Annotated in this window: 21 protein-coding genes, 1 rRNA gene and 1 pseudogene; 4 read left to right on the top strand and 19 right to left on the bottom strand. The window is 67.6% G+C overall.

The genetic code is table 11. The features are described from left to right. Positions 1-9 precede the first annotated feature (9 nt). The 16 genes from AB8K43_RS06710 to AB8K43_RS06785 all read right to left on the bottom strand — a co-directional run bounded on the left by AB8K43_RS06710 (position 10) and on the right by AB8K43_RS06785 (position 18,066). On the bottom strand, positions 10-972 hold the full coding sequence (locus tag AB8K43_RS06710) for a GNAT family N-acetyltransferase (RefSeq protein ID WP_370892726.1): 963 nt from the start codon (positions 970-972) through the stop codon (positions 10-12). 146 nt (positions 973-1,118) lie between these two features. After that, positions 1,119-1,964 carry a GNAT family N-acetyltransferase gene (locus AB8K43_RS06715; RefSeq protein WP_370892727.1) on the bottom strand — a complete coding sequence of 282 codons (846 nt, stop codon included), beginning with the start codon at positions 1,962-1,964 and terminating at the stop codon, positions 1,119-1,121. Positions 1,965-1,996: 32 nt separating this feature from the next. Beyond that, the gene (gene ispG, locus AB8K43_RS06720; RefSeq protein ID WP_370892729.1) at positions 1,997-3,154 is read right to left on the bottom strand and encodes a flavodoxin-dependent (E)-4-hydroxy-3-methylbut-2-enyl-diphosphate synthase; all 1,158 of its coding nucleotides are present in this window, start codon (positions 3,152-3,154) and stop codon (positions 1,997-1,999) included. A 29-nt stretch (positions 3,155-3,183) separates the two neighbouring features. Further along, positions 3,184-4,512, bottom strand: a complete 1,329-nt coding sequence (locus AB8K43_RS06725) for an RIP metalloprotease (RefSeq protein ID WP_370892731.1) — start codon at positions 4,510-4,512, stop codon at positions 3,184-3,186. Further along, on the bottom strand, positions 4,512-5,723 hold the full coding sequence (gene dxr / locus AB8K43_RS06730; RefSeq protein WP_370892733.1) for a 1-deoxy-D-xylulose-5-phosphate reductoisomerase: 1,212 nt from the start codon (positions 5,721-5,723) through the stop codon (positions 4,512-4,514). The genes AB8K43_RS06725 and dxr overlap by 1 nt, the downstream gene beginning before the upstream one ends. Positions 5,724-5,740: 17 nt before the next feature. Further along, positions 5,741-6,334 (bottom strand): hypothetical protein, encoded by a 594-nt coding sequence (locus tag AB8K43_RS06735; RefSeq protein WP_370892735.1) that lies wholly within the window; start codon positions 6,332-6,334, stop codon positions 5,741-5,743. A gap of 190 nt (positions 6,335-6,524) precedes the next feature. Then, positions 6,525-6,866 (bottom strand): barstar family protein, encoded by a 342-nt coding sequence (locus tag AB8K43_RS06740; protein WP_370892737.1) that lies wholly within the window; start codon positions 6,864-6,866, stop codon positions 6,525-6,527. After that, positions 6,863-7,315, bottom strand: coding sequence for a ribonuclease domain-containing protein (locus AB8K43_RS06745; protein ID WP_370892739.1), 453 nt, complete (start codon positions 7,313-7,315; stop codon positions 6,863-6,865). The genes AB8K43_RS06740 and AB8K43_RS06745 overlap by 4 nt, the downstream gene beginning before the upstream one ends. After that, entirely contained in the window at positions 7,312-8,772 is a 1,461-nt protein-coding gene (locus AB8K43_RS06750; protein WP_370892741.1) for an NAD-dependent succinate-semialdehyde dehydrogenase, read from the bottom strand. The genes AB8K43_RS06745 and AB8K43_RS06750 overlap by 4 nt, the downstream gene beginning before the upstream one ends. Positions 8,773-8,783: 11 nt before the next feature. After that, complete coding sequence (locus AB8K43_RS06755) at positions 8,784-12,131, bottom strand: SNF2-related protein (RefSeq protein ID WP_370892743.1); 3,348 nt, start codon at positions 12,129-12,131, stop codon at positions 8,784-8,786. A gap of 73 nt (positions 12,132-12,204) precedes the next feature. Further along, positions 12,205-13,056, bottom strand: coding sequence for an ABC transporter permease (locus AB8K43_RS06760; protein ID WP_370892745.1), 852 nt, complete (start codon positions 13,054-13,056; stop codon positions 12,205-12,207). Further along, positions 13,057-13,959: an ABC transporter permease gene (locus AB8K43_RS06765; protein ID WP_370892747.1), complete on the bottom strand. Its 903-nt coding sequence runs from the start codon at positions 13,957-13,959 to the stop codon at positions 13,057-13,059. Between the two features lie 4 nt (positions 13,960-13,963). Then, positions 13,964-14,134, bottom strand: a complete 171-nt coding sequence (locus AB8K43_RS06770) for a TOBE domain-containing protein (RefSeq protein ID WP_370892749.1) — start codon at positions 14,132-14,134, stop codon at positions 13,964-13,966. Continuing rightward, positions 14,055-15,227, bottom strand: coding sequence for an ABC transporter ATP-binding protein (locus AB8K43_RS06775; RefSeq protein WP_370892750.1), 1,173 nt, complete (start codon positions 15,225-15,227; stop codon positions 14,055-14,057). Before AB8K43_RS06775 ends, AB8K43_RS06770 begins: the two co-directional genes overlap by 80 nt. Then, positions 15,227-16,444: a PotD/PotF family extracellular solute-binding protein gene (locus tag AB8K43_RS06780; protein ID WP_370892752.1), complete on the bottom strand. Its 1,218-nt coding sequence runs from the start codon at positions 16,442-16,444 to the stop codon at positions 15,227-15,229. Before AB8K43_RS06780 ends, AB8K43_RS06775 begins: the two co-directional genes overlap by 1 nt. 176 nt (positions 16,445-16,620) lie before the next feature. Next, a complete protein-coding gene (locus tag AB8K43_RS06785; RefSeq protein WP_370892754.1) occupies positions 16,621-18,066 on the bottom strand; it encodes a gamma-aminobutyraldehyde dehydrogenase in 1,446 nt (481 codons plus the stop codon). Between the two features lie 237 nt (positions 18,067-18,303). Between AB8K43_RS06785 and AB8K43_RS06790 the strand changes: the two genes are divergently transcribed. From AB8K43_RS06790 to AB8K43_RS06800, 3 genes are read left to right on the top strand one after another with little or no spacing between them, the layout of a single operon-like run. Next, on the top strand, positions 18,304-18,777 hold the full coding sequence (locus tag AB8K43_RS06790) for an Lrp/AsnC family transcriptional regulator (RefSeq protein ID WP_370892756.1): 474 nt from the start codon (positions 18,304-18,306) through the stop codon (positions 18,775-18,777). Beyond that, positions 18,774-20,141, top strand: a complete 1,368-nt coding sequence (locus AB8K43_RS06795; protein ID WP_370892758.1) for an aspartate aminotransferase family protein — start codon at positions 18,774-18,776, stop codon at positions 20,139-20,141. The genes AB8K43_RS06790 and AB8K43_RS06795 overlap by 4 nt, the downstream gene beginning before the upstream one ends. Beyond that, entirely contained in the window at positions 20,141-21,505 is a 1,365-nt protein-coding gene (locus tag AB8K43_RS06800; RefSeq protein ID WP_370892760.1) for an NAD(P)/FAD-dependent oxidoreductase, read from the top strand. Before AB8K43_RS06795 ends, AB8K43_RS06800 begins: the two co-directional genes overlap by 1 nt. Before the next feature lie 201 nt (positions 21,506-21,706). Here the strand turns inward: AB8K43_RS06800 and AB8K43_RS06805 are convergent, their stop codons facing one another. Next, positions 21,707-22,291: a dihydrofolate reductase family protein gene (locus AB8K43_RS06805; RefSeq protein WP_370892762.1), complete on the bottom strand. Its 585-nt coding sequence runs from the start codon at positions 22,289-22,291 to the stop codon at positions 21,707-21,709. Further along, positions 22,282-22,827, bottom strand: coding sequence for a TetR/AcrR family transcriptional regulator (locus tag AB8K43_RS06810; protein ID WP_370892764.1), 546 nt, complete (start codon positions 22,825-22,827; stop codon positions 22,282-22,284). The genes AB8K43_RS06805 and AB8K43_RS06810 overlap by 10 nt, the downstream gene beginning before the upstream one ends. A gap of 57 nt (positions 22,828-22,884) precedes the next feature. On the opposite strand from AB8K43_RS06810, the pseudogene AB8K43_RS06815 reads away from it, so the two are divergent. Next, a pseudogene (locus AB8K43_RS06815) lies at positions 22,885-23,547 on the top strand (helix-turn-helix domain-containing protein). Between the two features lie 103 nt (positions 23,548-23,650). Here AB8K43_RS06815 and rrf read toward each other — a convergent pair. After that, positions 23,651-23,746, bottom strand: a 5S ribosomal RNA gene (rrf, locus tag AB8K43_RS06820); the annotation flags it as partial.

Raw genomic sequence — 23,746 nt, forward strand, 5'->3', positions numbered from 1 at the left:
CGGCCTCCTTTAGTCCTGCGGCGTGGCGTGCGGCTCGGCCGCGGTGCCTGCCGGTTCCCCTCCATCCTGCCGCACGCTCTCGGGGAGGGCGAGGGGGGTCGGCCCCGCCGCCGGCACCTCGTCGTAGAGCCCCCGCGAGCCGTGGTAGCGAAAACCCAGGCGTTCGTAGAGCGAGCGCGCGGGATTCCGCGAGCCGACGCAGAGCCAAGCCGCCGAGTCCCCCCGCTTGGCGAAGACGGTCAGCGAGCGAGCCACGAGGTGTGCTCCCAGTTTGTGCCCCCGCCACGCGGGGACGACGCCCACCTCTTCGATCCAGTGGTCACTTAAGGTGACGAAGCCCGCGACGTGACCGGTGGTGTCGACGAGCACTCGAGAATCCTCGGGCCGGAAACCCTCCTGCTGCCGGAGCCACGCACCCCACGCCTGGGCTGCTCCCTCTTCGTACCCGGGCTGGTCCGCGAAGGATTGCTGGTAGGCGTGGTGGAAGGCGGCGGAGGTGTCGTCGGTGAAGGGGAGGCTCACCAGCCCGTCGGGGAGACGGACCACCGGGATATGGCGCAGGCTGTGGCGCATCACGGACTCGCTGAAGACGAGGTGCAATCCACTCTGGGCGAAGAGTTCCTCCGCCTCGGGGCTGATCGTCTCCGCGATCACGCGCACCGGCTCGCCGGCGGCCTGTTCGCGCGACCACTGGACGAGTTCGGCGCCGATCCCCTGTCCCATGACGGAGGGGTGGACCAACCCGGTCGCGATCCGCCGTCCCCCAGAACCCCAGCCGAGCGCGGTGGCGGCGAGGATGTCACCGAGCGCATCTCGCCCCACGATCGCGGTATCGGTGAGGAAGAGGGCACGAAGACGGTCCTGATCGGCCAGTTCGGGCAGCCCACCATCGCGCTCAAGACAGGCCTCGGCGACCGCCTGCACACCCGGCAGGTCGGCTTCGGTCAGCGGGGTCCATTCCAAACGAGTCACGGGGCGTGACATCCCTTCGGTGTTCAGTCAACACATCAGTTGCGCGGAGCCTGCCAGCGAGGCCTCGATCCGCGCTCCTCTACCCCAATTTAGGTCTGAAGAGAAGGCCTTTGTTCCCCTAGCCGACGTGATCTGCGCGACCCGGTTTAGAGCAGCACGGTCGCGAAGGTGCCGACCTGTTCCATCCCGCAGCGCAAGTAGGTCGCGAGCGCCGGCGCGTTGTAGTCATTGACATACAGCGTCACGTACGGGGCGTGATCGGCCATCGCCTGCTCGATGGTCGCCGCCATCATCGCGGTCGCGAGCCCCTGTCCCCGCAGCCGTGGGGTCAGCCAGACGCCTTGGATCTGCAAGGCCCCGAGCGCGCACGATCCGACATCGGCCTTGAAGATCACCTCGCCGCCCTCGATCACCGCGTAGGTCCGGCCGAGCGCGATCAGGGTCCGCACCGACTCGCGGTAGTAATTCGACGACCCCTGGTAGGGCGGGTACCCGATCTCCTCGGTGAACATGTGCGCCGCCACGGGCACGATCAGATCGGTCTCTTCGAGTCGCGCCGGACGCACCCTGTGGTCGAGGGCTACCCCGAGGCGCGAAGGGGGTGTGCGCGTCGCGAGCAGAGGTTGGACCGGGCGAAGGGAGCGCGGTCGCGGGTAGGAGGTGTCGACGAGATCCCACAGGGCGAGGACCTGATCGGCGGGGCCGAGCAGGGAGGCGGTGCGGCGCCGCGCGCGGCGCACGCCGACCGCGAGGGCCGCCCGGGTCCGCGCATCGGTTTGGACCGGCACGACATTGGCCTGGGTCCACACGAGAGAACTGAGCTGGCGGTCCTCGACGAAGCCGAGGACGGCCTGCGATCCGACGCCGAGCGCGCCGGCAGCGATCCGACTAGCGACGAAGACATTCGCCGCCAGGTCCTGCGCGCAGAGCTCCAACGCCGCGTCGACATCGGCGTGAGTCAGCAGGCGGACCGGAGATCGGGTGCGAAGCACGCCCTCAGCCTAAGTCCGCCGCCAGCAAAAAATCAGCCGACGGTCACGCTCGGTGCGCCGGTCTCGCCGTCGACCGGCTCGCCCATCTCCTCAGCGATCCGCATCGCCTCTTCGATCAGGGTCTCGACGATCTGGCTCTCGGGCACGGTCTTGATGACCTCACCCTTGACGAAGATCTGCCCCTTGCCGTTGCCGGACGCCACGCCGAGGTCGGCCTCGCGCGCCTCACCCGGGCCGTTCACGACGCAGCCCATGACCGCGACGCGCAGGGGTACGGTGAGGCCATCGAGGCCGGCGGTCACCTCGTCGGCGAGCTTGTAGACATCGACCTGGGCGCGGCCGCAGGACGGGCAGGAGACGATCTCGAGCTTGCGTTCGCGCAGGTTGAGCGACTGCAGGATCTGCAGGCCCACCTTCACCTCTTCGACCGGAGGGGCCGAAAGGGAAACCCGGATGGTGTCCCCGATCCCGCGCGAGAGCAGGGCACCGAAGGCGGTCGCGGACTTAATCGTCCCTTGGAAGGCCGGGCCGGCCTCGGTCACGCCGAGGTGCAACGGCCAGTCGCCGCGCTCGGCCAGTAGTTCGTACGCCCGGACCATCACGACCGGGTCGTTGTGCTTCACCGAGATCTTGAAGTCGTGGAAGCCGTGCTCTTCGAAGAGGCTCGCCTCCCACACCGCTGACTCGACGAGCGCCTCGGGGGTGGCCTTGCCGTACTTTTCGAGCAACCGCTTATCGAGCGATCCGGCGTTGACCCCGATCCGGATCGAGGTGCCATGGTCGGCAGCCTCCTTGGCGATCTGGGCGACCTGGTCGTCGAACTTACGGATATTGCCGGGGTTGACGCGCACCGCAGCACACCCGGCCTCGATCGCCTGGAAGACGTACTTCGGTTGGAAGTGGATGTCGGCGATCACCGGGATCTGGGAGTGCTGGGCGATCTCGGCGAGCGCGTCGGCATCGTCCTGGCTCGGACAGGCGACTCGCACGATGTCGCAACCGGCCGCGGTGAGTTCGGCGATCTGCTGCAGCGTGGTGTTGACATCGGCGGTCAGCGTCGTCGTCATCGACTGCACCGAGATCGGCGACTGGGAGCCCACCCCCACCGACCCGACCTTGATCTGCCGGGTCGGACGGCGCGGCGCGAGGACCGGCGCGGGGGCAGCGGGCATGCCAAGGGAAATCGTCATGGCGCCATTATCCCCCTTCGATCCTGGACTTATCCCGTGAGTCGCACGGGCTTGACGATGTCGGCGTAGACGAGCAACACCGTCATCGCGATGAAGGCGAGCGCGACCGTATAGGCCAGCGGGAGGGCCTTAGCGGTATCGACCGGCCCGGGGTCGGGCAAACCGCGCAGCCGAGCCCACCCCTTCTTGATGCCCTCCCAGATCGCACCCGCGACGTGCCCACCGTCAAGCGGCAGAAGGGGGATGAGGTTCAAGATGCCAAGGACGAGATTCAGCCCGGCGATCAAGCTGATGAGGAGCACGAAGCGATCCATCGAGGAGCCAGCCTCGGAGGAACTGGCGACCTCACCGGCGACCCGCCCGACCCCGACGACCGACATCGGGCCCTCGACATCGCGCTCGGCCGACCCGAAGGCCGCCTGCCCGACACCGACCAGCTTGCTCGGGATCTGACCGATGAAGCTGACCGTCGTCCCGACCATGTCGGAGAACATCCCCGGCACGGCGGTGATCGGCTGCTTGACGAGTTCCTGCGACGGAGCCGCGCCGAGGAAGCCGACGCGTTCGGTGAGGGGCTTACCGTCCTCGCCGACGAGCGGGCGCCCGGCCTCGTCGTAGCGCGGACGATCCATCATCATCGGCGTCGCATCGAGGGTGAGGGTCTCGCCCTTGCGCTCGACGGTGAAGGACATCGCGCGATCGCCGCTCACCCGGATGTCCTCGCGAATCTGATCCCAGGTGGTGACCGGTTCGCCGTTGACCGCGGTGATGGTGTCCCCCGGGAGGAAGCCGGCCTCGGCGGCCGGAGCCTTCGGCATCTGCGGGGTGCACTCGGTAGCGGCGGTTCCGGTGGCCGAGACGTTGGTGTCGACGCACTGGCTCACGGTTCGCACCGTGGTGCTCGCCTGGGCGACTCCGTACAGGGTGAAGATGCCGGTGAAGAGGACGAGCGCGATGACGATATTGGTCATCGGCCCGCCGAGCATGATGGTGATCTTCTTCGGGACCGAGAGGGCATAGAACACCCGCTTGTCGTCGCCCGGCTCGATCTCTTCGGCGCTTTGGGCGCGCGCGTCTTCGACCGTCTGGGCCATCCGGCCGCGCCGCGTGCTCGGCTCGCCGGCGGCATTGGGCTTGAACACCCCGATCATCCGGACGTAGCCGCCGAGCGGAATCGCCTTCACGCCGTACTCGGTCTCTCCCCGTCGGGTCGACCACAACGTCGGGCCGAAACCGACCATGTACTGCGGCACGCGCACGCCGAAGCGCTTGGCCGGGACGAGGTGGCCGACTTCGTGCAGGGCGATTGAGGCGCCAATCCCGATCACCATCACGAGCACACCGATGAGGTAGAGCATTACTCGATGGTCTCATCCCTCGCCGACAGCTCGCTGACACCGAGGCGGCGGGCCGCCTCGGTGCGAGCCCAGGCATCGGCGGCGAGCACCCCGTCGACGGAGTGAGCGTCGTGTGCGGCGGGGTCGTGGGCATCGACCACCGCGGCGACGGTGTCCACGATGTCGAGGAAGCCGATCGCCCGGTCGTGGAAGGCATCGACGGCGATCTCATTGGCGGCGTTATAGACGGCCGGATAGGTCCCGCCCGCCTCACCGACCTGGCGCGCCAGCCGGACCGCCGGGAAGGCCTCATCGTCGAGGGGGAAGAAGTCCCAGGATTGGGCCACGCTCCAATCGCAAGGCTCGTCGATATCGGGCAGCCGCTCCGGCCAGGTCAGCCCGAGCGCGATCGGCACGAGCATCCGCGGCGGGCCCATCTGCGCGATCGTCGACCCGTCATGAAACTCGACCATCGAGTGGATCCACTGCTGCGGGTGCACGACCGTGTCGATCCGCTCGAAGGGGATATCGAACAGGAGGTGGGCCTCGATGACTTCGAGGCCCTTATTGACCAGGGTCGCCGAGTTGGTCGTGATCACCCGCCCCATCGCGTAATTGGGGTGCGCGAGCGCTTGCTCAGGAGTCACCTCGGCGAGTTCGCTGCGACTCCGACCGCGGAAGGGGCCGCCGCTCGCGGTCACGACGAGGCGCCGCACCTCCTCGGATCGCCCGCCGCGCAGGCTCTGGGCGATCGCGGAGTGCTCGGAATCCACCGGCACGATCTGGTCCGGGCCGGCGAGCGCCTTCACGAGCGGCCCCCCGACGATCAGCGACTCCTTGTTGGCCAGTGCCAACGTGGTCCCCGCTTGCAAGGCGGCGAGCGTCGGGCGCAGTCCGATCGAGCCGGTGATGCCGTTCAGCACCACTCCGGTGGGCCGCCCCGCGACCTCGGTCGCCGCGGTGGGACCGATCACGATCTCCGGGGCATAGTCCGCGCCCCCCTTCGCCCGAATCGCCGCCGCGAGGTCCTCGGTTGCGCCAGCTGCCGCCGCGACGACGGGAGCGCGGGTCGCGACGGCCTGCTCGGCGAGCAGGTCGAGGTTGCTGCCGGCGGCGAGGGCCGCGACGGTGAAGCGGCCGGGGAAGCGCGCGAGGACCTCCAGGGCCTGGGTACCGATCGAACCGGTGGATCCGAGGATCGTCACCTCGGTGGGCGAAGGGGAAGAAGTCACCGCCCCATTGTCGCCTGTCACTGACCGTTCTTGTCCGCCAACTGCAGCGACCCGAACTCGTCCCGGCGGAGCACATAGGTATAGGTCTCATCGCGGGTCTTGCCCGAGGTGTGGACATAGTGGACGCTCACCCGGACGGTCTCACCGTCGACCGCGAGGACGCTCCCTTGCGCCGAGGCGATCGACTCCCACCACTCGGTATAGGAGCTATACCCCGTGCCGACCGACTGGATTCCGGGGCTGAGCGATTCCCAGGTCGATGACGGATCGACCGGCGCCGTGGAGTAATACCAGTCGAAGAAGTCCTGCGCCTCGCTCTCACTCACCCCGTCCGAGGTCGTCTCGGTCGCCGAGGAGGTGACCGTGGTGGTGACTGTCTGAGGCGGGGTCGAGGTCACCGTCACCGTCGACGGTGTCGGCGCCGGGGTGGTCGTGGTCGTGACGGCCCCGGTGCTGCTCGATGTCGTCACTGCCGCCGCGGCCGTCCCATCGCGCCCGGCGAGCGCCCACCACAGGACGCCGACGATCGCGACACTGATGACCAGGGCGGCCCCACCAGCAACCCACGCCAACCGGCGCTCGGGCCGCTCGTCCTCCGGCCGCGGCGACACCGGGATCCTCGGCAGGGGCTCGGAGGTCAGCGTTTGGTCGTGAGCGCCGAGGGCAGCGCCACACATGGCGCACCAGGACGAATCGGCCTCATTCTCTTGCCCGCACGACCCGCACTTCACGCGCTCCCCCTTCTCTCGCCGACGACTCTGCACCGTCTAGCATGCCTGGGCCCGTCGCCCCGCGCCATCGTCACATCCGTGGACCCGACGCCCCATCGGCGAGCGCCACGGTGAGCCCGGGTGCTTCGTCCTCGAGATCTGCGAGCACGGCGCGCACACCGGCCGTCCGCTCCCGCCCCGGCGCCGGTTGCCAGACGAGCGTCCAGGGGGCGTCATGCCGGTCGACCACGTCGCGTAGGGCATCGATCAGGGCATCGAGATTGTGGCCGGTCCACGATGGCAGATGGAGCGCGCGAACGAAGGGGTCGTAGATGTCCCCTTCCCCATCGTCCATCACGACGTGCAGATGCTCCCCGCCTCGGGACCGGGCCATGATGAAGGGGGCAACCTCCGCCTGGTCGAGATGGATCATTGGCCGAGCACCACCTGACGGAAACTCTCGTAATGGTCGTCGGTGTAGTACCGGTCGCCCTGCGAACCCGTGATGATCCGGCGCGGCCCGCGGTGCGAGACGCCCGGGGTTCGCACCGTGTACTCCTTGTAGTAGCCGCGCGACCGCTCAGGTAACACCCCTTCGCGGTTGCCGAAACCGATCCCGTCCCGGGCATAGGGATAGGGACCGCCGGCGCGGATCAAGCGCAGCGTCTCGCGGGCTTGCGGAGGCAACGCGGACTCGCGGATCGTCGCGAGCCCCGACGTCGGGGTCGATGATGCACTCGCGGTCGCGGTGCGCGTCGTCGACGGACTCCCTGACGTCGTCGCCTCGCCCGACCCGGCACCCTGAGACCACAGCACCCACGCCGCGAGGGCGATGACGATGAGGCCTCCGACGAGTCGCAGCCAGGAGGCGCGACGACTCATAGGACGATGCCGACGTACTTCGTCTCCAGGTACTCCTCGATCCCCTCGGCGCCGCCTTCGCGACCAAAGCCGGATTGCTTGACCCCACCGAAGGGGGCGGCCGGGTTGGAGACGATGCCGGTGTTGATGCCGATCATCCCGAACTCCAGGGCCTCGGCGACGCGCAACACTCGGGCGTTGTCTCGGGTGAAGACGTAGCCGACCAGGCCAAACTCGCTGTCATTGGCACGTGCGATGGCCTCGTCCTCGTCGGCGAAGGTCATGACCGGCGCGACCGGACCGAAGATCTCCTCGCGGGTGAGCCGCGCACTGCTCGGGACGTCGGTGAGCACCGTGGGGGTGTAGAAAAAGCCCGGCCCATCGGGGGCCTTCGCCCCCGTGAGGACCCGAGCGCCCTGAGTGATGGCGTCCTGGACGAGCTCATCGACGCCGTCGCGGGCCTTGGCGGTGATGAGCGGGCCGACCTGCGTGTCCTCGTCGGCGCCGTGGCCTACCTGGAGGGCTTCCATCCGCTCGGTGAGGCGAGCGCTGAACTCCTCGGCCACACTCGCCTGGACGTAGAAGCGGTTGGCCGCCGTGCAGGCCTCACCGATATTGCGCATCTTGGCGAGCATCGCACCCTCGACCGCGGCATCGAGGTCGGCGTCGTCGAAGACGAGGAAGGGGGCGTTGCCGCCGAGCTCCATCGACAGGCGCAACAGCTGCTCGGAGGACTGCTCCATGAGCTTCTTGCCGACGGCGGTCGACCCGGTGAAGGTGAGCTTGCGGACCCGTGGGTCGCGAATCAGGGGCTCCATCACGTCCGAGCTGTGGGTGGTCGTCACGACATTGACGACGCCCGAGGGGACCCCGGCATCCTCGAGGATCTGCGCGAGCGCGAGCATCGTGAGCGGCGTCTCGTGAGCGGGCTTGACCACCATCGTGCAGCCGGCCGCGATCGCCGGGCCGATCTTGCGGGTGCCCATCGCGAGCGGGAAGTTCCACGGCGTGATCATCAGGGTGGGGCCGACCGGCTGCTTCATCGTGACGAGGCGACTCGCCCCATTCGGAGCGACGGCGTAGGTGCCGTTGATCCGCACGGCTTCCTCGGCGAACCAGCGGAAGAACTCGGCGCCATAGGTGACCTCACCGCGCGCTTCGGCGAGCGGCTTGCCCATCTCCAGGGTCATCAGCAGCGCGAGTTCCTCGGTGCGCTCCACGACGAGTTCGTAGGCGCGGCGGAGCATCTCGGAGCGCTCCCGCGGAGGGGTGGCGGCAAAGGACGCTTGGGCGGCGACCGCTGCGTCCAGGGCCTTGGCGCCATCGGCCACCGAACCGTCGGCGACCTGGGCGAGGACCTCACCGGTCGCCGGATCGTGCACGTCGAAGGTCGCTCCCCCTTCGGCGCCGACAAACGCGCCGTCGACGTAAAGCTGGGTCGGAGTGGAGGCAAGCAGGTCCGCGGCGTTGAGGCTCATATCGAAGGATGCTAGCGCCCGCGCGCTCCCCCTTCATCACCCTCTAACAGGGCCTGGAGGTCGGAGACCGCGAGCCCACCGGTGAAGGGGTCATCGTCGACCACGCGAGCGACCAAGTCACGCTTGCGGTCCTGCAAAGCGACGACCTTTTCCTCAATCGTCCCGGTCGAGACGAGGCGGTAGACCATGACCGGCTTGTCCTGCCCGATCCGATGTGCTCGGTCGATGGCCTGCGACTCGGCGGCCGGATTCCACCACGGGTCGAGGACGTAGACGTAGTCGGCCTCGGTGAGGGTGAGGCCAACCCCGCCTGCCTTCAGGCTGATCAAGAAGACGGGGTCGTGACCGGTGCGGAAGCCCTCGATCACCGCGGCGCGGTCGGTGGTCGAGCCGTCGAGATAGCTGGTCGCCAGGCCCGCCTCGGTGAGGCGCTCGCGGACGAGCCCGAGGAAGCGGGTGAATTGGCTAAAGACCAGGGCGCGGTGCCCCTCTTCGACGACCTCAACGAGGTGCTCGAGGAGGGTTTCGATCTTCGCCGAGCGCACCTTGCCAGCGGCCACTTCGTCTTCGGTCGCGCCAAGGCGTGGATCGAGGGCGAGTTGGCGCATCCGGGTCAAGGAGGCGAGGATCGCGACCCGGTTGGCGTCGGGGTCGCGCAGGAGGCCGAGCATGCGTTGCCGTTCGCGCTGCAGGTGCCGGTCGTAGATCCGCCGGTGGCCGGGGGTCAGTTCGACCGGGAGGATCTGGACGGTCTTCGGCGGCAGGTCGAGCGCGACCTCGTCCTTGGTCCGGCGCAGCATCAGGGGGCGGATCCGCCGGTGCAAGGTCGCGAGGGCATCGGCGTCCCCGGCCTCGATGGGCCGCCGCCAGCGTTGGTGGAAGACCTCGGGCCGGGGATAAAGGCCCGGGGCCGCGAGCGAGAGCAGGGACCACAACTCCATGAGGTGGTTTTCGACCGGGGTACCGGTGACGGCGTAGGTGACCTCGCGGGCGAGGCCACGCACCGCGCGATAGGTCTTCGACTGGTGGTTCTTCACGGTGTGCGCCTCGTCGAGGATGACGGCACGCCACGGGTAGTCGGCGTAGGCATCGGCGTCGAGCCGCAGGACGGCGTAGGAGGTGACGATGACATCGGCCTCGGCGAGATCCTGGGCCAGGGTCCGCGGCGACCGGGCCGATGTGCGGGGCCGAGAGACGACCCGCAGCGTCGGGGTGAAGCGCGCGGCCTCGCTCACCCAGGTACCGAGCACGCTGGTCGGGGCAACGACCAGGACCGGCCCGCGTAAGTCATCGCGTTCGCTCGCTCGGGCGAGCGTGGTGAGGACCTGAAGGGTCTTCCCAAGTCCCATATCGTCGGCGAGGATTCCCCCCAGCCCGGCGTCCCAGAGGCCGGCGAGCCACTGGTATCCCTCGCTCTGGTACGGCCGCAGGGTCGCGGTCGCCCCGACCGGTAGCGGTGGCGCGGCCTCGATCTGCAGCGCGCGCAGCCGCTCGCGCTGGCGGGTCCAGACCTTCGACTCGCGCTCGATCACGCCGAGCTCGACGAGTTCGTCGTAGTAGCCGACATGGTGGCGGCTGATCCGAATCGAGCCCTCCGGCCCGTCGCTTAGCTCACGCCCTTCCTCCAGCAGTTCGCGCAGGCGCTCGAGTTCGGGCCGGTCGAGGGTGAACCACGTCCCGCTCGCGAGCACCATGACCTGCTCGCCCCGAGCGAGGGCGACGAGCAGGTCGGCGAGCGGCACCTCTTCGTCACCGAGAGCGACGCTGACCTCCAGGTCGAACCAGTCGGTACCGCCCTCGTCGGCGTCGCGCACTCCGACCTTCACCAAGGGGTCGTCGTCGGCCTCCCGGAGGCCGAGCCGCTCGACCTGCTCGACCCGAACGTCCGGGTGGTCGGCGAAGCGTGGGCCGAGGTCTTCGACCCAGCGCACAGCGTCCGCGCCGGTCAGATGGCTGCGCGGCGGGGGTTCGTTCCAGGCACCTCGGTGCTTGACATCGGGCAACTGCGCGAGGAGGTCGATGCCGACGAGGAGGTCGCGCACCTGAGGGCGCGGTTCGCGTCCGTGAGGGCGAAGGGGGCGAACCGGTGAGGCGCTCGCGCTCTCACCAAGGAGCGTCTCGACCCCCCAAGTGATCTCGACGCTGTCGGCGCTCGGCGCCGTGACGTGAGCGACGAGGCGAAGTCGCGCGGCCGTCGCGACGTCGACCGAGCCATCGGTCGAAATCAACTGCGCGCGGTGACGCAACGCGGGGAGGTAGTTTTCGACCAACTCCGCCTCATCCGCCGCGGGGACATGGATGTCACCGGCTCGAAGGAGAGCGACGATCTCTTCGGTGAGGCCGGCGACGGGGTGCAAGGTCATCTGGTCGCCGCTGCCGACCGCCGCCGAGTGCGGCGGCGAACCGATGAGTTCGAGGCCAAGCCCCCGAGGGTCATCCACCCCGTCGATCTGGGCGCTCAGACGCAGGCCCTCGTCATCGCGGGTGAGGTCAACGCTCACGCCGACCGGCGTGAAGTCCACGCCACCAACCTCGGGAGTTTCGGACGACCCGAGCAGGCGTAGCCCCGCGTCGGTGGCGCGTCTGGCCCACTCCCAGAAGGCTTCACCGACATCGTCGAGATCGAGCGCGGACCCGGACCCTGGGGACCCGTAGCCGTAGCGGTAGCCGCGCCGCGGCCGTCCTCGTTCGCTCAGCGTCATCAACTCGGCGAGAAGGTGTGCGTGCTCTTCACGAGCCAGCAGCACCGGCCTACTCCGGCGGTAGTCGTGTTGCCCGTAGGCGAGGGCCTCGAAGCTCAGGTTGCGAACCCAGCGCTTGCTCTTACCCCAGCGCGTCCCGCGCAAGGTGACCACCACCTCGCTGCGCCGCTCCCATGCGCTCGCTGGTCGGCGCTCCATCTCGATGAAGAGCCCCGCTGGTGGGAGATCCGTCCCGGCGACCTCGGCGTCGTCGTCGCTCAGCGCGGCGATAGGGGCGAGGGCCTCGCGCCAGGGCAGGTCGACCGCGGCCGGCGTCGCGAGCACCTGGGCATCGTGCGCGGTCCGCAGGTGGATCAAGACGGCAGCAGCGTGCTTGCACGCCGACCCGACGGGACAACTGCAGCGTGGGGTGATCCGAACTCGCCCGGTCTCGCTCGCGCGCTCCGCCTGGATCACGACCTGATACGGCGTCGATCGAGTGCCGCGGACCGAGGCGAGGAGGACCTCGCCCTCTCCCCCGACGGTGAGCCGCTCGATCGCGCCGTCATGGGCGTAGAGCGTCGCTCGCTCCAGGGTCGCCGAGCCGAAGACCTGCAGCATGGTCCGCTCGTCTAGGTCGGCGGCCCAGCGGGTGCGCTCGAGATCGCGCAGTTTCATCCGGCTAACGCTACGGCCCCGCGCCGACAACCTCCGAACCCGTCCGTCGCATCGGACCGGACATCCCCTTCGCCTACGACTGCCGGCGGCGGTTGGCGATGAGCGTCCCGACGACCACCAGGGTCACCGCGATCAAGAACATCGAAAAACCGATGACATTGGCCTGCGCGGGGATGCCGCGCAGGTAGGAGGTGTAGACGAACTTCGGGAAGGTCATCTCGTTGCCGGAGACGAAGTTGGTGATGATGAAGTCGTCGAAGGAGAGCGAGAAGGAGAGCAACGCCGCTCCGACGATGCCGGGCAGAACGAGCGGGAAGGTCACCCGCCAGAAGGTCGAGCCGGGCCCGGCGTAGAGGTCCTGTGCCGCCTCTTCCAGCCGCGGGTCGAGGCTCTGCAGCCGGGCCTTGACGGTCACGACCACGAAGCTGATGCAGAACATGATGTGGGCGATCACGATCGTCCAAAAGCCTAGGCGCAGGCCGACGTTCGAAAAGCCCTGGACGAAGATCGTGAGCAGGCTCGCGCCGAGCACAATCTCCGGGGTCGCCATCGGGATGAAGACGAGCATGTTGCCCGCCGAGCGCCCGCGGAAGCGATAGCGCACGAGCGCAAAGGCGAGCAGGGTGCCGAGGATGGTCGCGACGATCGTCGCGATCAGCCCGATCTGGATCGAGTTCCCGAGGGACTCGCACACCCCCGGTGCTCCGCACGGGTTCCTCCAGTGCTTCAGGGTCGGTCCCGCGTCGGAGTTCCACGAGATATTCGACTTGCGGTAATCGTTGAAGGAGAAGACGAAGGTGTACGCGACCGGCAAGAAGAGGTAGCCGAGGACGAGGATCGCCATGATCATCGCGAACCGGTTCGAGATCCAGGTGGTCGCCCGGCGCCACGCGCTCGGCCGGTAGGCGGTGCCCGGAGTACTCATCTAGAACACCTCCTCGGTGCCGAACTTGCGCACGTAGATAAAGACCATCGCGAGGATCAGCGCCATCAGGGTGAAGGAGAGCGCGGCCGCGACGGGGAAGCCGCCGAGGACCTTAAAGAACTGGCTCTCGATCACATTGCCCACCATCTTGTCCTGGTCGGATCCAAGGAGTTCGGCGTTGACGTAGTCACCCATCGCCGGGATGAAGGTGAGCAAGGTCCCCGCGATCACTCCGGGCATGCTCATCGGGAGCGTCACCGTCCGAAAGGTCGTAAACCCGTTGGCGTAGAGGTCCCCGCCGGCCTCGATGACCCGCGCGTCGGCTCGCTCTAAGGAGGCATAGATCGGCAGGACCATAAAGGGCAGGAAGTTGTAGGTCAGGCCCGCGACGACCGCGATCCAGGTTTCGGTGATTCGCCCGCCTGGCAGCAGGTGCAAGGCGTTGAGGCTCTGCGCGAGCCAGCCCTCGTCGGCGAGGATCTGGCGCCAGGCGATCGTGCGCAGGATGAAGGAGGTGAAGAAGGGGGCGATGACGCAGATCATCATCAGGCCCCGCCACTTCCCCGCCTTGAAGGCCATCGCGTACGCCAACGGATAGGCGAGGCAGAAGGCGAAGAAGGTCGCGAGCCCGGCGAAGAGAAGGGAGCGGCCGAAGTGGGGGGCGAAGTCGGTGAGCGCCCGCACATAACTCTCGAGGTTGACGTCGCGGTAGTAGTAGCCCGGTGCCCACGGGATCTGCGATTGCAGGCTGACCGTGAAGAGTTGGGCGATCGGGACGACGAAGAAGACGATGAGCCAAAGCGTTCCGGGCAGGAGCAGCAGGTACGCCGTCCGACTCTTCCTGCGGGACGCCTTGGTATCCGCCGCGGGTCCCCCGCCACCGACGTGAGCGAGCGCGCTCATCGGGTCAGTCCACCGCGGCCGCGGCGGCCGCGGCCTCTTGCTCGTCGACCGGCACCCCGAAAGCGTGGCCCGCGTTCCAGGTGAGCCACACGTCGTCACCCGGGCGCAGGTCCAGTGGCTCGAGGTCGAGGTTCTGCTCGTAGGCGGACCAGGTCGTGCCGCTCGGCAGGCGCACGATGTATTGCGTCGCGACTCCGGTGAAGGAGACGTCTAGGACCGTGCCGCGCGCGTNGGTCCAGTGGCTCGAGGTCGAGGTTCTGCTCGTAGGCGGACCAGGTCGTGCCGCTCGGCAGGCGCACGATGTATTGCGTCGCGACTCCGGTGAAGGAGACGTCTAGGACCGTGCCGCGCGCGTCATCGCCCACGCCGTCGACTCGATCCCGCTTGACCTTGACCTTCTCCGGGCGCACCCCGAAGGTCACCTCCCCGCCGTCAACCGCGCATCGCTCCTTCGGAATCTTCACCCGCGTGCCTTGGATATCGGCGACGTAGTGACCGCCGTCGCTGCCGGTGATCCGGCCGGTCCCGAGATTGGACTGGCCGACGAAGTTCGCGACGAAGGGGGTCTGCGGCAGGTCGTAGAGCGCCACCGGCTCTCCCATCTGCTCGATCCGGCCGTGGTTCATCACCGCGACGGTGTCGGCCATCGTCATGGCCTCTTCCTGGTCGTGGGTGACGTGGATGAAGGTGAGGCCCACCTCGGACTGGATGCGCTTGAGCTCGACCTGCATCTGGCGGCGGAGCTTCAAGTCGAGCGCGCCGAGCGGTTCATCGAGCAGCAGGACCTCGGGCCGGTTCACGACCGCCCGCGCGAGCGCCACCCGCTGCTGTTGCCCACCCGAGAGTTGGGCGGGCTTGCGACCGGCGAGGTGAGCGAGTTGGACCAGTTCGAGGGCCTCGTCGGCGAGGGCGACGGCGTTCTTGTCCCCCCTTCGCTTGGGACCGAAGGCGACGTTGTCGCGAATCGTGAGGTGGGGGAAGAGCGCGTAGGACTGAAAGACCGTGTTGACCGGACGCTCGTAGGGCCGCGATCCGGTCAGATCGGTCTCTCCGATGAGCACCCGCCCGGCCGTCGGCTGCTCGAGGCCGGCCACCATCCGCAAGGTGGTCGTCTTACCGCATCCCGATGGGCCTAGAAGGGCAAAGAACGAGCCGCGTGGGACGGTCAGGGTGAGGTCGTCGACGGCGGTGAAGTCGCCGAAACTCTTGGTCACGTCGACGAGGCGCAGGTCGCCGGTCGCATCGCGGAATCCACTCGTGCGTGCCATCAGTTGCCCAGCACTTTCTGCCAGATGGCGCTGAAATCGGCGTCCTCTTGCGGTTCGAGGGCCCGAAAACCCTGGATGTTGTGCTTCTCGATGTAGTCATCGCTGGGGAAGATGAAGGGGGATTTCGCGAGTTCGGGGTCGATCTTTTCCATCTCGTCCTGCGCCCCCTCGACGGGGCAGACGTAGTTCACCCAGGCGGCGACCTCGGCGGCGACCTTCGGCTCGTAGTAGTAGTCCATCAGCGTCATCGCGTTCTGACGATGGGTCGAGGTGATCGGGATCATCATGTTGTCGCTCCAGAGGGTGCCCCCGGATTCGGGGATGACGAACTCCCAGTTCGGGTTGTTGGTCTCGGCGCGCAGGATGAAAAGGTCACCGCTCCAGACGATCCCCGCGACGGCGTTGCCGGACTTGAGGTCTTCGATATAGGAGTTGCCCTTGATCTTGCGGATGCTGCCGTCCTTGACCCGCTTATCGACCTCGCCGACTCCGGCTTCGAACTGCTCCTTGGTGAAGTCCTTGCCGATGTCGACGCCCTGCGCGAGCATCATCAGCCCGACCGTGTCGCGGAACTCGGACAGGGCGGTGACCCGACCCTTGAGGTCCGGCGCCCAGAGGTCCTCGATGCTCTTCAGCTCTCGGCCGACCTTGGACTTGTCGTAACCGATGCCGGCGAAGCCGGACTGCCAGGTGAGCGAATAGCGGCGCCCGGGGTCGAAGGTGACCTCCTTGAGCGCCTCGAGCAGATTCGAGGCATTGCGCATCTGGATGAGGTCTAGGGGCTGGCAGAGCTGGTCGCGGATGACGCGCAGGGCCATCCAGTCGGTGAAGGTGAAGATGTCGCGGTCGATGCTCTGCCCGGCGCGCAGCTGGGGAGCGATCTTGTTGTAGTAGGAGTCGTTGTCCTCGATCTCTTCGAAGTACGACGCCTTGATCCCGGTCTTCTTGCTGAAGGCCTCCAGGCTCGGGTAGCCCTTGTCGTCATCGTCCATATCGAGGTAGGCGGTCCAGTTCGCCCACTTAATGGTCTTCTCGGTCTCGCTGCGGTCCTCGGGCAGGGTGGGGCCGGTCGCGCCGAGGCCGGTCGGTGGCGAAGGTGGCGCGCACGCCGCGAGCGCCGCCGCGCCCATCCCGGCGAGCCCCGCGCCGAGCACGGTACGTCGCGTGAGGCGCGCCCGCTGGCTGTGCTGGGCGGCACGGATCAGCGCCGCGGTCATCGGATCAGCGGGGGGCCTCAGTGGGGACATGAAGGGCTCGCACTTCGTTTTAGGTGGGGCGTGGGTTGGAGGCGGCCTCCGGCGCTGCGGTGATGACCAAGCCCCCCTGCTCGGTGATCACCCCAGCGCCGAAGGCCGGTGGTGCGGGTGGTGCGATCTCGCTGGTGCCGAAGCGATCAGCTCTCGATATTGGCCATGACGTGCTTAATCCGCGTGTAGTCCTCGAAGCCGTACATCGACAGGTCCTTGCCATAGCCCGACTTCTTGTACCCACCGTGCGGCATCTCGGCGACGAGCGGGATGTGAGTGTTGATCCAGACGCAGCCGAAGTCGAGCCGCTTGCTCATCCGCATCGCGCGCCCGAAGTCCTTGGTCCAGACGCTGGACGCGAGACCGTAGTCGACGCCATTGGCCCAGGCGAGCGCCTCGGCCTCGTCGGAGAACTTCTGCACGGTGATGACCGGGCCGAAGATCTCGTTTTGGATCGCCTCGTCGTCCTGGCGCAGGCCCGCGACGACGGCGGGGTGAAGGTAGAAGCCATCGCCGAGCTCGCTCACGCGGGTCCCGCCGGCGGCGAGCGTGGCGTGATCGGGCAGGCGTTCGATGAACCCGCTCACCTTGCCGAGCTGGTCACGGTTGTTGACCGGGCCGAGCAGGGCGTCCTCGTCGTCGACGCCGCCCACCTTGGCCTCGTTGTTGGCGAACTCCGACAGCGCGGCCACGAACTCGTCGTGAATCCCGGGCGCGGCGAGCACGCGGGTCGCCGCCGTGCAGTCCTGCCCGGCGTTGAAGTACCCGGCGGTACCGATTCCCTCGACGGCGGCCTCGATGTCGGCGTCGTCGAAGACGATGACCGGCGCCTTCCCACCGAGCTCGAGGTGGGCGCGCTTGACCTGCTTGGCGGCCGAGGCGGCCACCTCGATCCCGGCGCGCACCGAACCGGTGATCGCGACGAGCCCCGGCGTGTGGTGCTCGACCAGCATCCGGCCGGTCTCGCGATCGCCGGTGATCACGTTGAAGGTGCCCGCGGGGAAGAACTCCGAGGCGATCTCGGCCATGAGCAAGGTGGTCTCGGGCGTGGTGTCGCTGGGCTTTAAGACAATGGTGTTCCCCGCGGCGAGGGCCGGGCCGATCTTCCAGGCAGCCATCATCATCGGGTAGTTCCACGGCGTGACCTGGCCGACGACGCCGATCGGTTCGCGGCGGATCCAACTGGTGTGGCCCGCCATGTACTCGGCCGACCCACGCCCTTCGAGGACGCGAGCCGCACCGGCGAAGAAGCGGAGTTGATCGCACATGACCGGGACCTCTTCGGAGGCCGTCAGCGCGTGGGGCTTACCGGTGTTCTCGCCTTCGAGGCGGATCAGATCGTCGGCGCGAGCCTCGAGGGCATCGGCAAACTTCAGCAGCGCCGCCTGCCGCTCCCCCGGCGTGGTCTCACCCCAGGTCTCGAAGGCCTTGTCCGCGGCGGCATAGGCGGCGTCCACATCGGCCTCGCTGCTGACCGGAGCGCTCGCGACGACCTTGGCCGACGCCGGGTTCACGATGTCGATGCGCTCATCCCCTCGCGGATCGACATATTCGCCGTTGATGAAGTTACGCAGCTGACGGACGTCCGACACGAGCAAAACCCTTTCGTTGGGGCGCGCCGCGGGACCTTATGGGCCCTGCACGGCGCTCGGTGAGGCCACGGCCGATCACCATCGACCGACTGTGACCTGCACGATAGTCCGGAACTGCCGATCACAACACCCTTTCTCGATGTCTGTTTCGAAATCCGCCGCGCTTCGATCACCAAACAACTGATTTCGTCGTTAGGGAGGCTTGCGCCCGGCGTGAACGCGGGCCACGATGGGGGCATGTCCCGACCCCCGACCAGCGATGCCGCGCGCCTCGACGAGGTCTCGATGGCGATCATCGAGCGCCTTCAGATCGACGGCCGCCAGTCGTACGCGACGATCGGCCGAGCGGTCGGGCTCTCCGAGGCGGCCGTGCGCCAGCGGGTGCAGCGCCTCCTCGAAGCGGAGGTCATGCAGATCGTGGCGGTGACCGACCCCCTTCAGGTGGGCTTCTACCGCCAAGCGATGATCGGCATCCGCGTGGACGGCGACCTCGCCGAGGTCGGCGAGGCGCTCTCGCAGATCCCGCAAGTCGCCTACGCGGTCACCACCGCGGGGAGTTTCGACATGCTCGTCGAAGTGGTCTGCGCCGATGACGACGAACTGCTCGACCTGCTCTCGAAGCGGATTCGGGGCCTGCCAGGCATCCGTTCGACCGAGACCTTCATGTACTTGAAACTCAACAAGCAGCACTATCACTGGGGAGCATCATGACCAAGAGCCTTGCCGATACCGCCCGCGACCACCTGTGGATGCACTTCTCCCGGCACTCGGTCTACGAAGAAGGGGGCGAGGTCCCGATCATCGTTCGCGGTGAGGGCCACCGGATCTGGGACAGCACCGGCCGTGAGTACATCGACGGCCTCGCCGGCCTCTTCGTGGTGCAGGTCGGCCACGGCCGGACCGAGCTTGCCGAGGCCGCCGCGAAGCAGGCCGAGCAGCTCGCCTTCTTCCCGCTCTGGTCCTACGCCCACCCAAGCGCCATTGAGCTGGCGGGGCGCCTTGCGGCCGGGGCCCCCGGTGACCTCAACCGCGTCTTCTTCACCACCGGCGGTGGCGAGGCGGTCGAGTCCGCGTGGAAGCTCGCCAAGCAGTACTTCAAGCTCGTCGGCAAGCCCGGCAAGCACAAGGTCATCTCGCGCTCGATCGCTTACCACGGCACCCCTCAGGGCGCCCTGTCCATCACCGGGCTGCCGCCGCTGAAGGAGGCCTTCGAGCCGCTCGTCCCCGGCGCGCACAAGGTGCCAAACACCAACATCTACCGCGCCGACGAGTCGCTGCGCGACGACCCGAAGGCCTTCGGCCGCTGGGCCGCGGACCGGATCGCCGAGGCGATCGAGTTCGAAGGTCCCGATACCGTCGCCGCGGTCTTCCTCGAGCCGGTGCAAAACGCCGGGGGCTGCTTCCCACCGCCTCCGGGGTACTTCGAGCGAGTCCGCGAGATCTGCGACGAGTACGACGTGCTGCTCGTCTCCGACGAGGTGATCTGCGCCTTCGGCCGGATCGGTTCGATGTTCGCCTGTGAGGACTTCGGTTACGTCCCGGACATCATCACCTGCGCGAAGGGGATGACCTCCGGCTACTCCCCCTTGGGCGCGATGATCGCGAGCGACCGCCTCTTCGAGCCCTTCGCGAAGGGGACGACGAGTTTCCTTCACGGCTACACCTTCGGCGGGCACCCCGTTTCGGCTGCCGTTGGCCTCGCGAACCTCGACATCTTCGAGCGCGAAGGGATTAACGAGCACGTCAAGACGCAGGGCCCGGCCTTCCGCGCCACCTTGGAGCGGCTGCTCGACCTGCCGCATGTCGGAGATGTGCGTGGCGAGGGCTTCTTCTACGGGATCGAGTTGGTCAAGGACAAGCAGACCCGCGAGACCTTCTCGGACGAGGAGTCCGAGCGCCTGCTCCGCGGCTATCTCGACAAGGCCCTGTTCGACGCGGGCCTCTATTGCCGCGCCGACGACCGCGGCGACCCGGTGCTCCAGCTCGCTCCGCCGCTCACGATCGGCCAGGCCGAGTTCGATGACATCGAGCAGCGTCTGCGCTCGGTCCTGAGCGAGGCCAGCCGCTACCTGTGATGGACGGGCAGGCCACGGCCCCGCTGTGGTCCGACGACGCGGCGCCGGCCGGTGACGAGGTCGACGCCCTTCCGCGGCGAGCCGACCTCGTGATCGTGGGCGCCGGCTTCACGGGGCTGTGGACTGCCTATCACTATCTGAGGCGGCGACCCGACGCCCACGTCGTGATCCTCGAGGCCGAACGTGTCGGCTTCGGCGCCAGCGGACGCAACGGGGGGTGGGCAAGCGCCCTCTATCCCGTCGGCGCCTCGGTGCTCGCTCGGCGCTATGGTGCTCCAGCGGCGCGAGCCATGGGAACTCACCTCCGCGCGAGCGTCGACGCGATCGGCGAAATTGCCCGCGCCGAGGGGATCGAGTGCGACTACATCAAAGGCGGGACGATTTCCCTCGCGCGATCACCCGCCCAGGTGGCCCGGGCTCGCGACGAGGTCGCCTCCCATCAGGCCTGGGGCGGCCGATCGATCTGGTTCGACCGCGAGGCTGCGCAGGCGCGGATCCAGGCCTCCCGGGTCCTTGGGGCCTCCTTCGACCCGGACTGTGCCCGGCTTCATCCGCGCCGTCTCGTCGACGGCCTCGCTCGCGTCGTGCGCGCCCGCGGCGGGCAGATCATCGAAGGGACCCCGGTCGCCGGCGCCTCTCCTGGCACCGTTGTCGTCGCGGGCGGGCACACCATCAGAGCACGCCAGATCGTGCGTGCCACCGAGGCTTGGACCGCGCGACTGCCGTCCTTGCGGCGCCGGATCGCCCCGGTCTACTCGCTCATGGTCGCGACCGAGCCGCTCGCTCCTGCGCTGTGGGAGGAGATCGGACTCGCCAAACGGGAAACCTTCAGCGATCACCGGCACGTCATCATCTACGGGCAACGCACCCCCGATGATCGGATTGCCTTCGGCGGGCGGGGCGCGCCCTATCACCCCTTCTCGGGGATCTCGCCGGCCTTCGATCACGACCCGCGGGTCTTTGCCGCCTTGCGTGCAACCTTGCGCTCCCTTCTGCCACAACTCGCGAGCGTCGCCTTCACCCATGCCTGGGGCGGACCGCTTGGCATCGCGCGCGATTGGCACCCGAGCGTCGGGTACGACTCGGGTGCGGGGGTCGGGTGGGCCGGCGGTTACGTCGGCGATGGCGTCGCCGCGAGCCAGCTCGCCGGCCGCACCCTGGCGGACCTTCTCGTCGGCGAACCCTCCGAGCGCACCGAACTGCCGTGGATCGGGCATCACAGCCCTTCGTGGGAGCCGGAGCCGTTGCGGTGGGCCGGGATCAATCTCGGCCTCAAGGCGGCCGAATGGGCCGACCGCGAGGAAGAGCGCACGGGGAAACCGGCGCTCCTCGGGCGGGCGCTCGGCGCGCTCACAGGCCACTAATTGTTGCGGGCCGGGACGTTGTTGACAGGGTGAGTGTGGTGAGGTCAGGACGTTCGACGGCGGCGGTGCCACAGCGAGCGGCACCAAATCCTGTGCACGCTCAGTGATTTAGCGATGGAGCAAGGAGCGGATCAGACCCGGTTGGAGTAGGAATTTCAAGCCTGCTGCTTCTCAAACTGCTCGACGGCGCGGCAATCGAGGCTAGTCCTGCGAGGGGTGTCCGCGGTGAACACGGTAGGTCGCGTGCACCATCCCGCCGCTGCTGGCGTTGCTGGCAACGAGCGCCAGTTGGATGTCGGCGTCGAGCGCACCGAAGAGGGGTCGGCCTGACCCGATAAGTACGGGGGCCCAGCCGATGCTGATCTCGTCGATCAGGTCCGCGCGGAGAAATGCCTGGATGACCTGGCCGCCGTCGACGTAGACCTGCTCGGCGCCAGCCTCGTCTAGGCGTCGCACTGCATCCTCCAGGCTGCGGACGATGGCGATCCGGCCATCACCTGGCTCAAGTGTCGTGGACAGGACCATGACCTTCTTGCCTTCGTAGGGCCATGCGTCGAAGGTGGCTACTTTCTCGTAGGTTCCCCGGCCCATCACCAGGTGGTCGACGCTTGGGAAGAAGGTGTCCCACGCCTCCACCTTGGTACTGCTGGTGATGTTGGCATGGCTGGGACCGGGAGCTGGGTCGGTGAGCCAGTCGATGTTCCCGTCTGGCCGGGCGATCTGGCCGTCGAGGCTGGCTCCGATAAAGACCCGCCCCTTCCAGTTGTGCTCTCGTTTCATGTCCATGCCTCCAAGAGTTGGTCGAGGATGCGCGAAGGCGCGGGTAGATCCGCTTCAACAGCGCCGCGGAGCATCGCCCCATGTAGCGCGTCGAACAGCAGGGCGGCTCCTGCCATCGGATTGGATAGACGCCGAAGCCCGAGTTGTTCAAGCATTGCTGCGAGATAGCGCATCTCTTTACCCCATCCTTCGGCGAGAAGGGGGCGTAGCTGGTCATCGACAAGGTCATCGACCAGGTTGACCAAGCCGTAGGCGACCGCGTGCGGCCCGCCGGCGGCAAAGCGACCGGCGACCCATGTCCGCAGCTCCTCCTCCGCCGAGATGGCCCGCGGGCCATCGGGGATCGACTCAATCCACCGGCGGCTCAGTGCCTGGAGGATTCCGCTGCGCGAGCCGAAGCGCTTGACCAGTCCTGCGGGGCTGAGGCCGGCGGCCGGGGCGATGTCGGCCAGCGTCCACGGCTCGAGCTGCTCCCGCGCGCTCAGCGCCGCCGCGATGCGGTCGATCAGGACGTCTTGCTCCTCGCGTCTTGGTCTCGCCACCTTATTAGTGAATCATCATTCGCTAACGGAGCCAACTCGACCGCAAGGGAGTCACCCGTGACAGCTCATCGGAACGCGTCGCTGTCCGTGGGAAGACGTCGTCGGCTCGTCGCCCGCTGCCAAACCAGGCCGATCGCGCACGTGGCCGCCGAGATGGGCATCTCACGGGCATGCGCCTCGAAGTGGGTGAACCGCTACCACCGCTACGGCGAACTCGCGCTGTTGGACCGGTCCTCTGCCCCCAACACTCGGCCGACCGCAACCGGCGGCCAACACTCGGCCGACCGCAACCGGCGGCGCGATCGTGGCCCGGATCGAGCAGATGCGCCGATCTCACAAGTGGCCAGCGACACGCATTGCCTACGATCTCCAGGAGGAGGGGGTGACGATCAGCCGCCGCACCGTTACCCGACACCTCGCGGCAATGAACCTGAACCGGCGCAGGTTCATCGACCCGATCGGGGAGATTAATCGAGAGCCTCGCAAGATCACCGCCCGCAGGCCGGTCCCACATGGTCCACATCGTAGCGGTACAACCGGATTCTCGCCGAGGAGTTCCTCTACGCCCCCACTTGGCTATCCGAGGATCAACGTCGAAATGCCCTCGGGGTCTGGAACATCCACTACAACTACCACCGGCCCCACAGTGCCGCAGGAGGCCAACCGCCCGCGGCCCGCCTACCGGATGGCGTCAGGAACGTGGTGGCCTCGTACAACTAATAGCCGTCCTAAAAACGCCGGCCACCGATCGCACCTCACCGGAGCATGACAAAGGCCCCACAACAACCGACACGGTCGTTATGGGGCCTTTGTATGAAAGTTTGTCCGGCTGTGTCCTACTCTCCCACACCGTCTCCAGTGCAGTACCATCGGCGCTGAGAGGCTTAGCTTCCGGGTTCGGAATGGGACCGGGCGTTTC

This window comes from Janibacter sp. GXQ6167, assembly GCF_041365945.1.
Taxonomy (GTDB): domain Bacteria; phylum Actinomycetota; class Actinomycetes; order Actinomycetales; family Dermatophilaceae; genus JBGFSK01.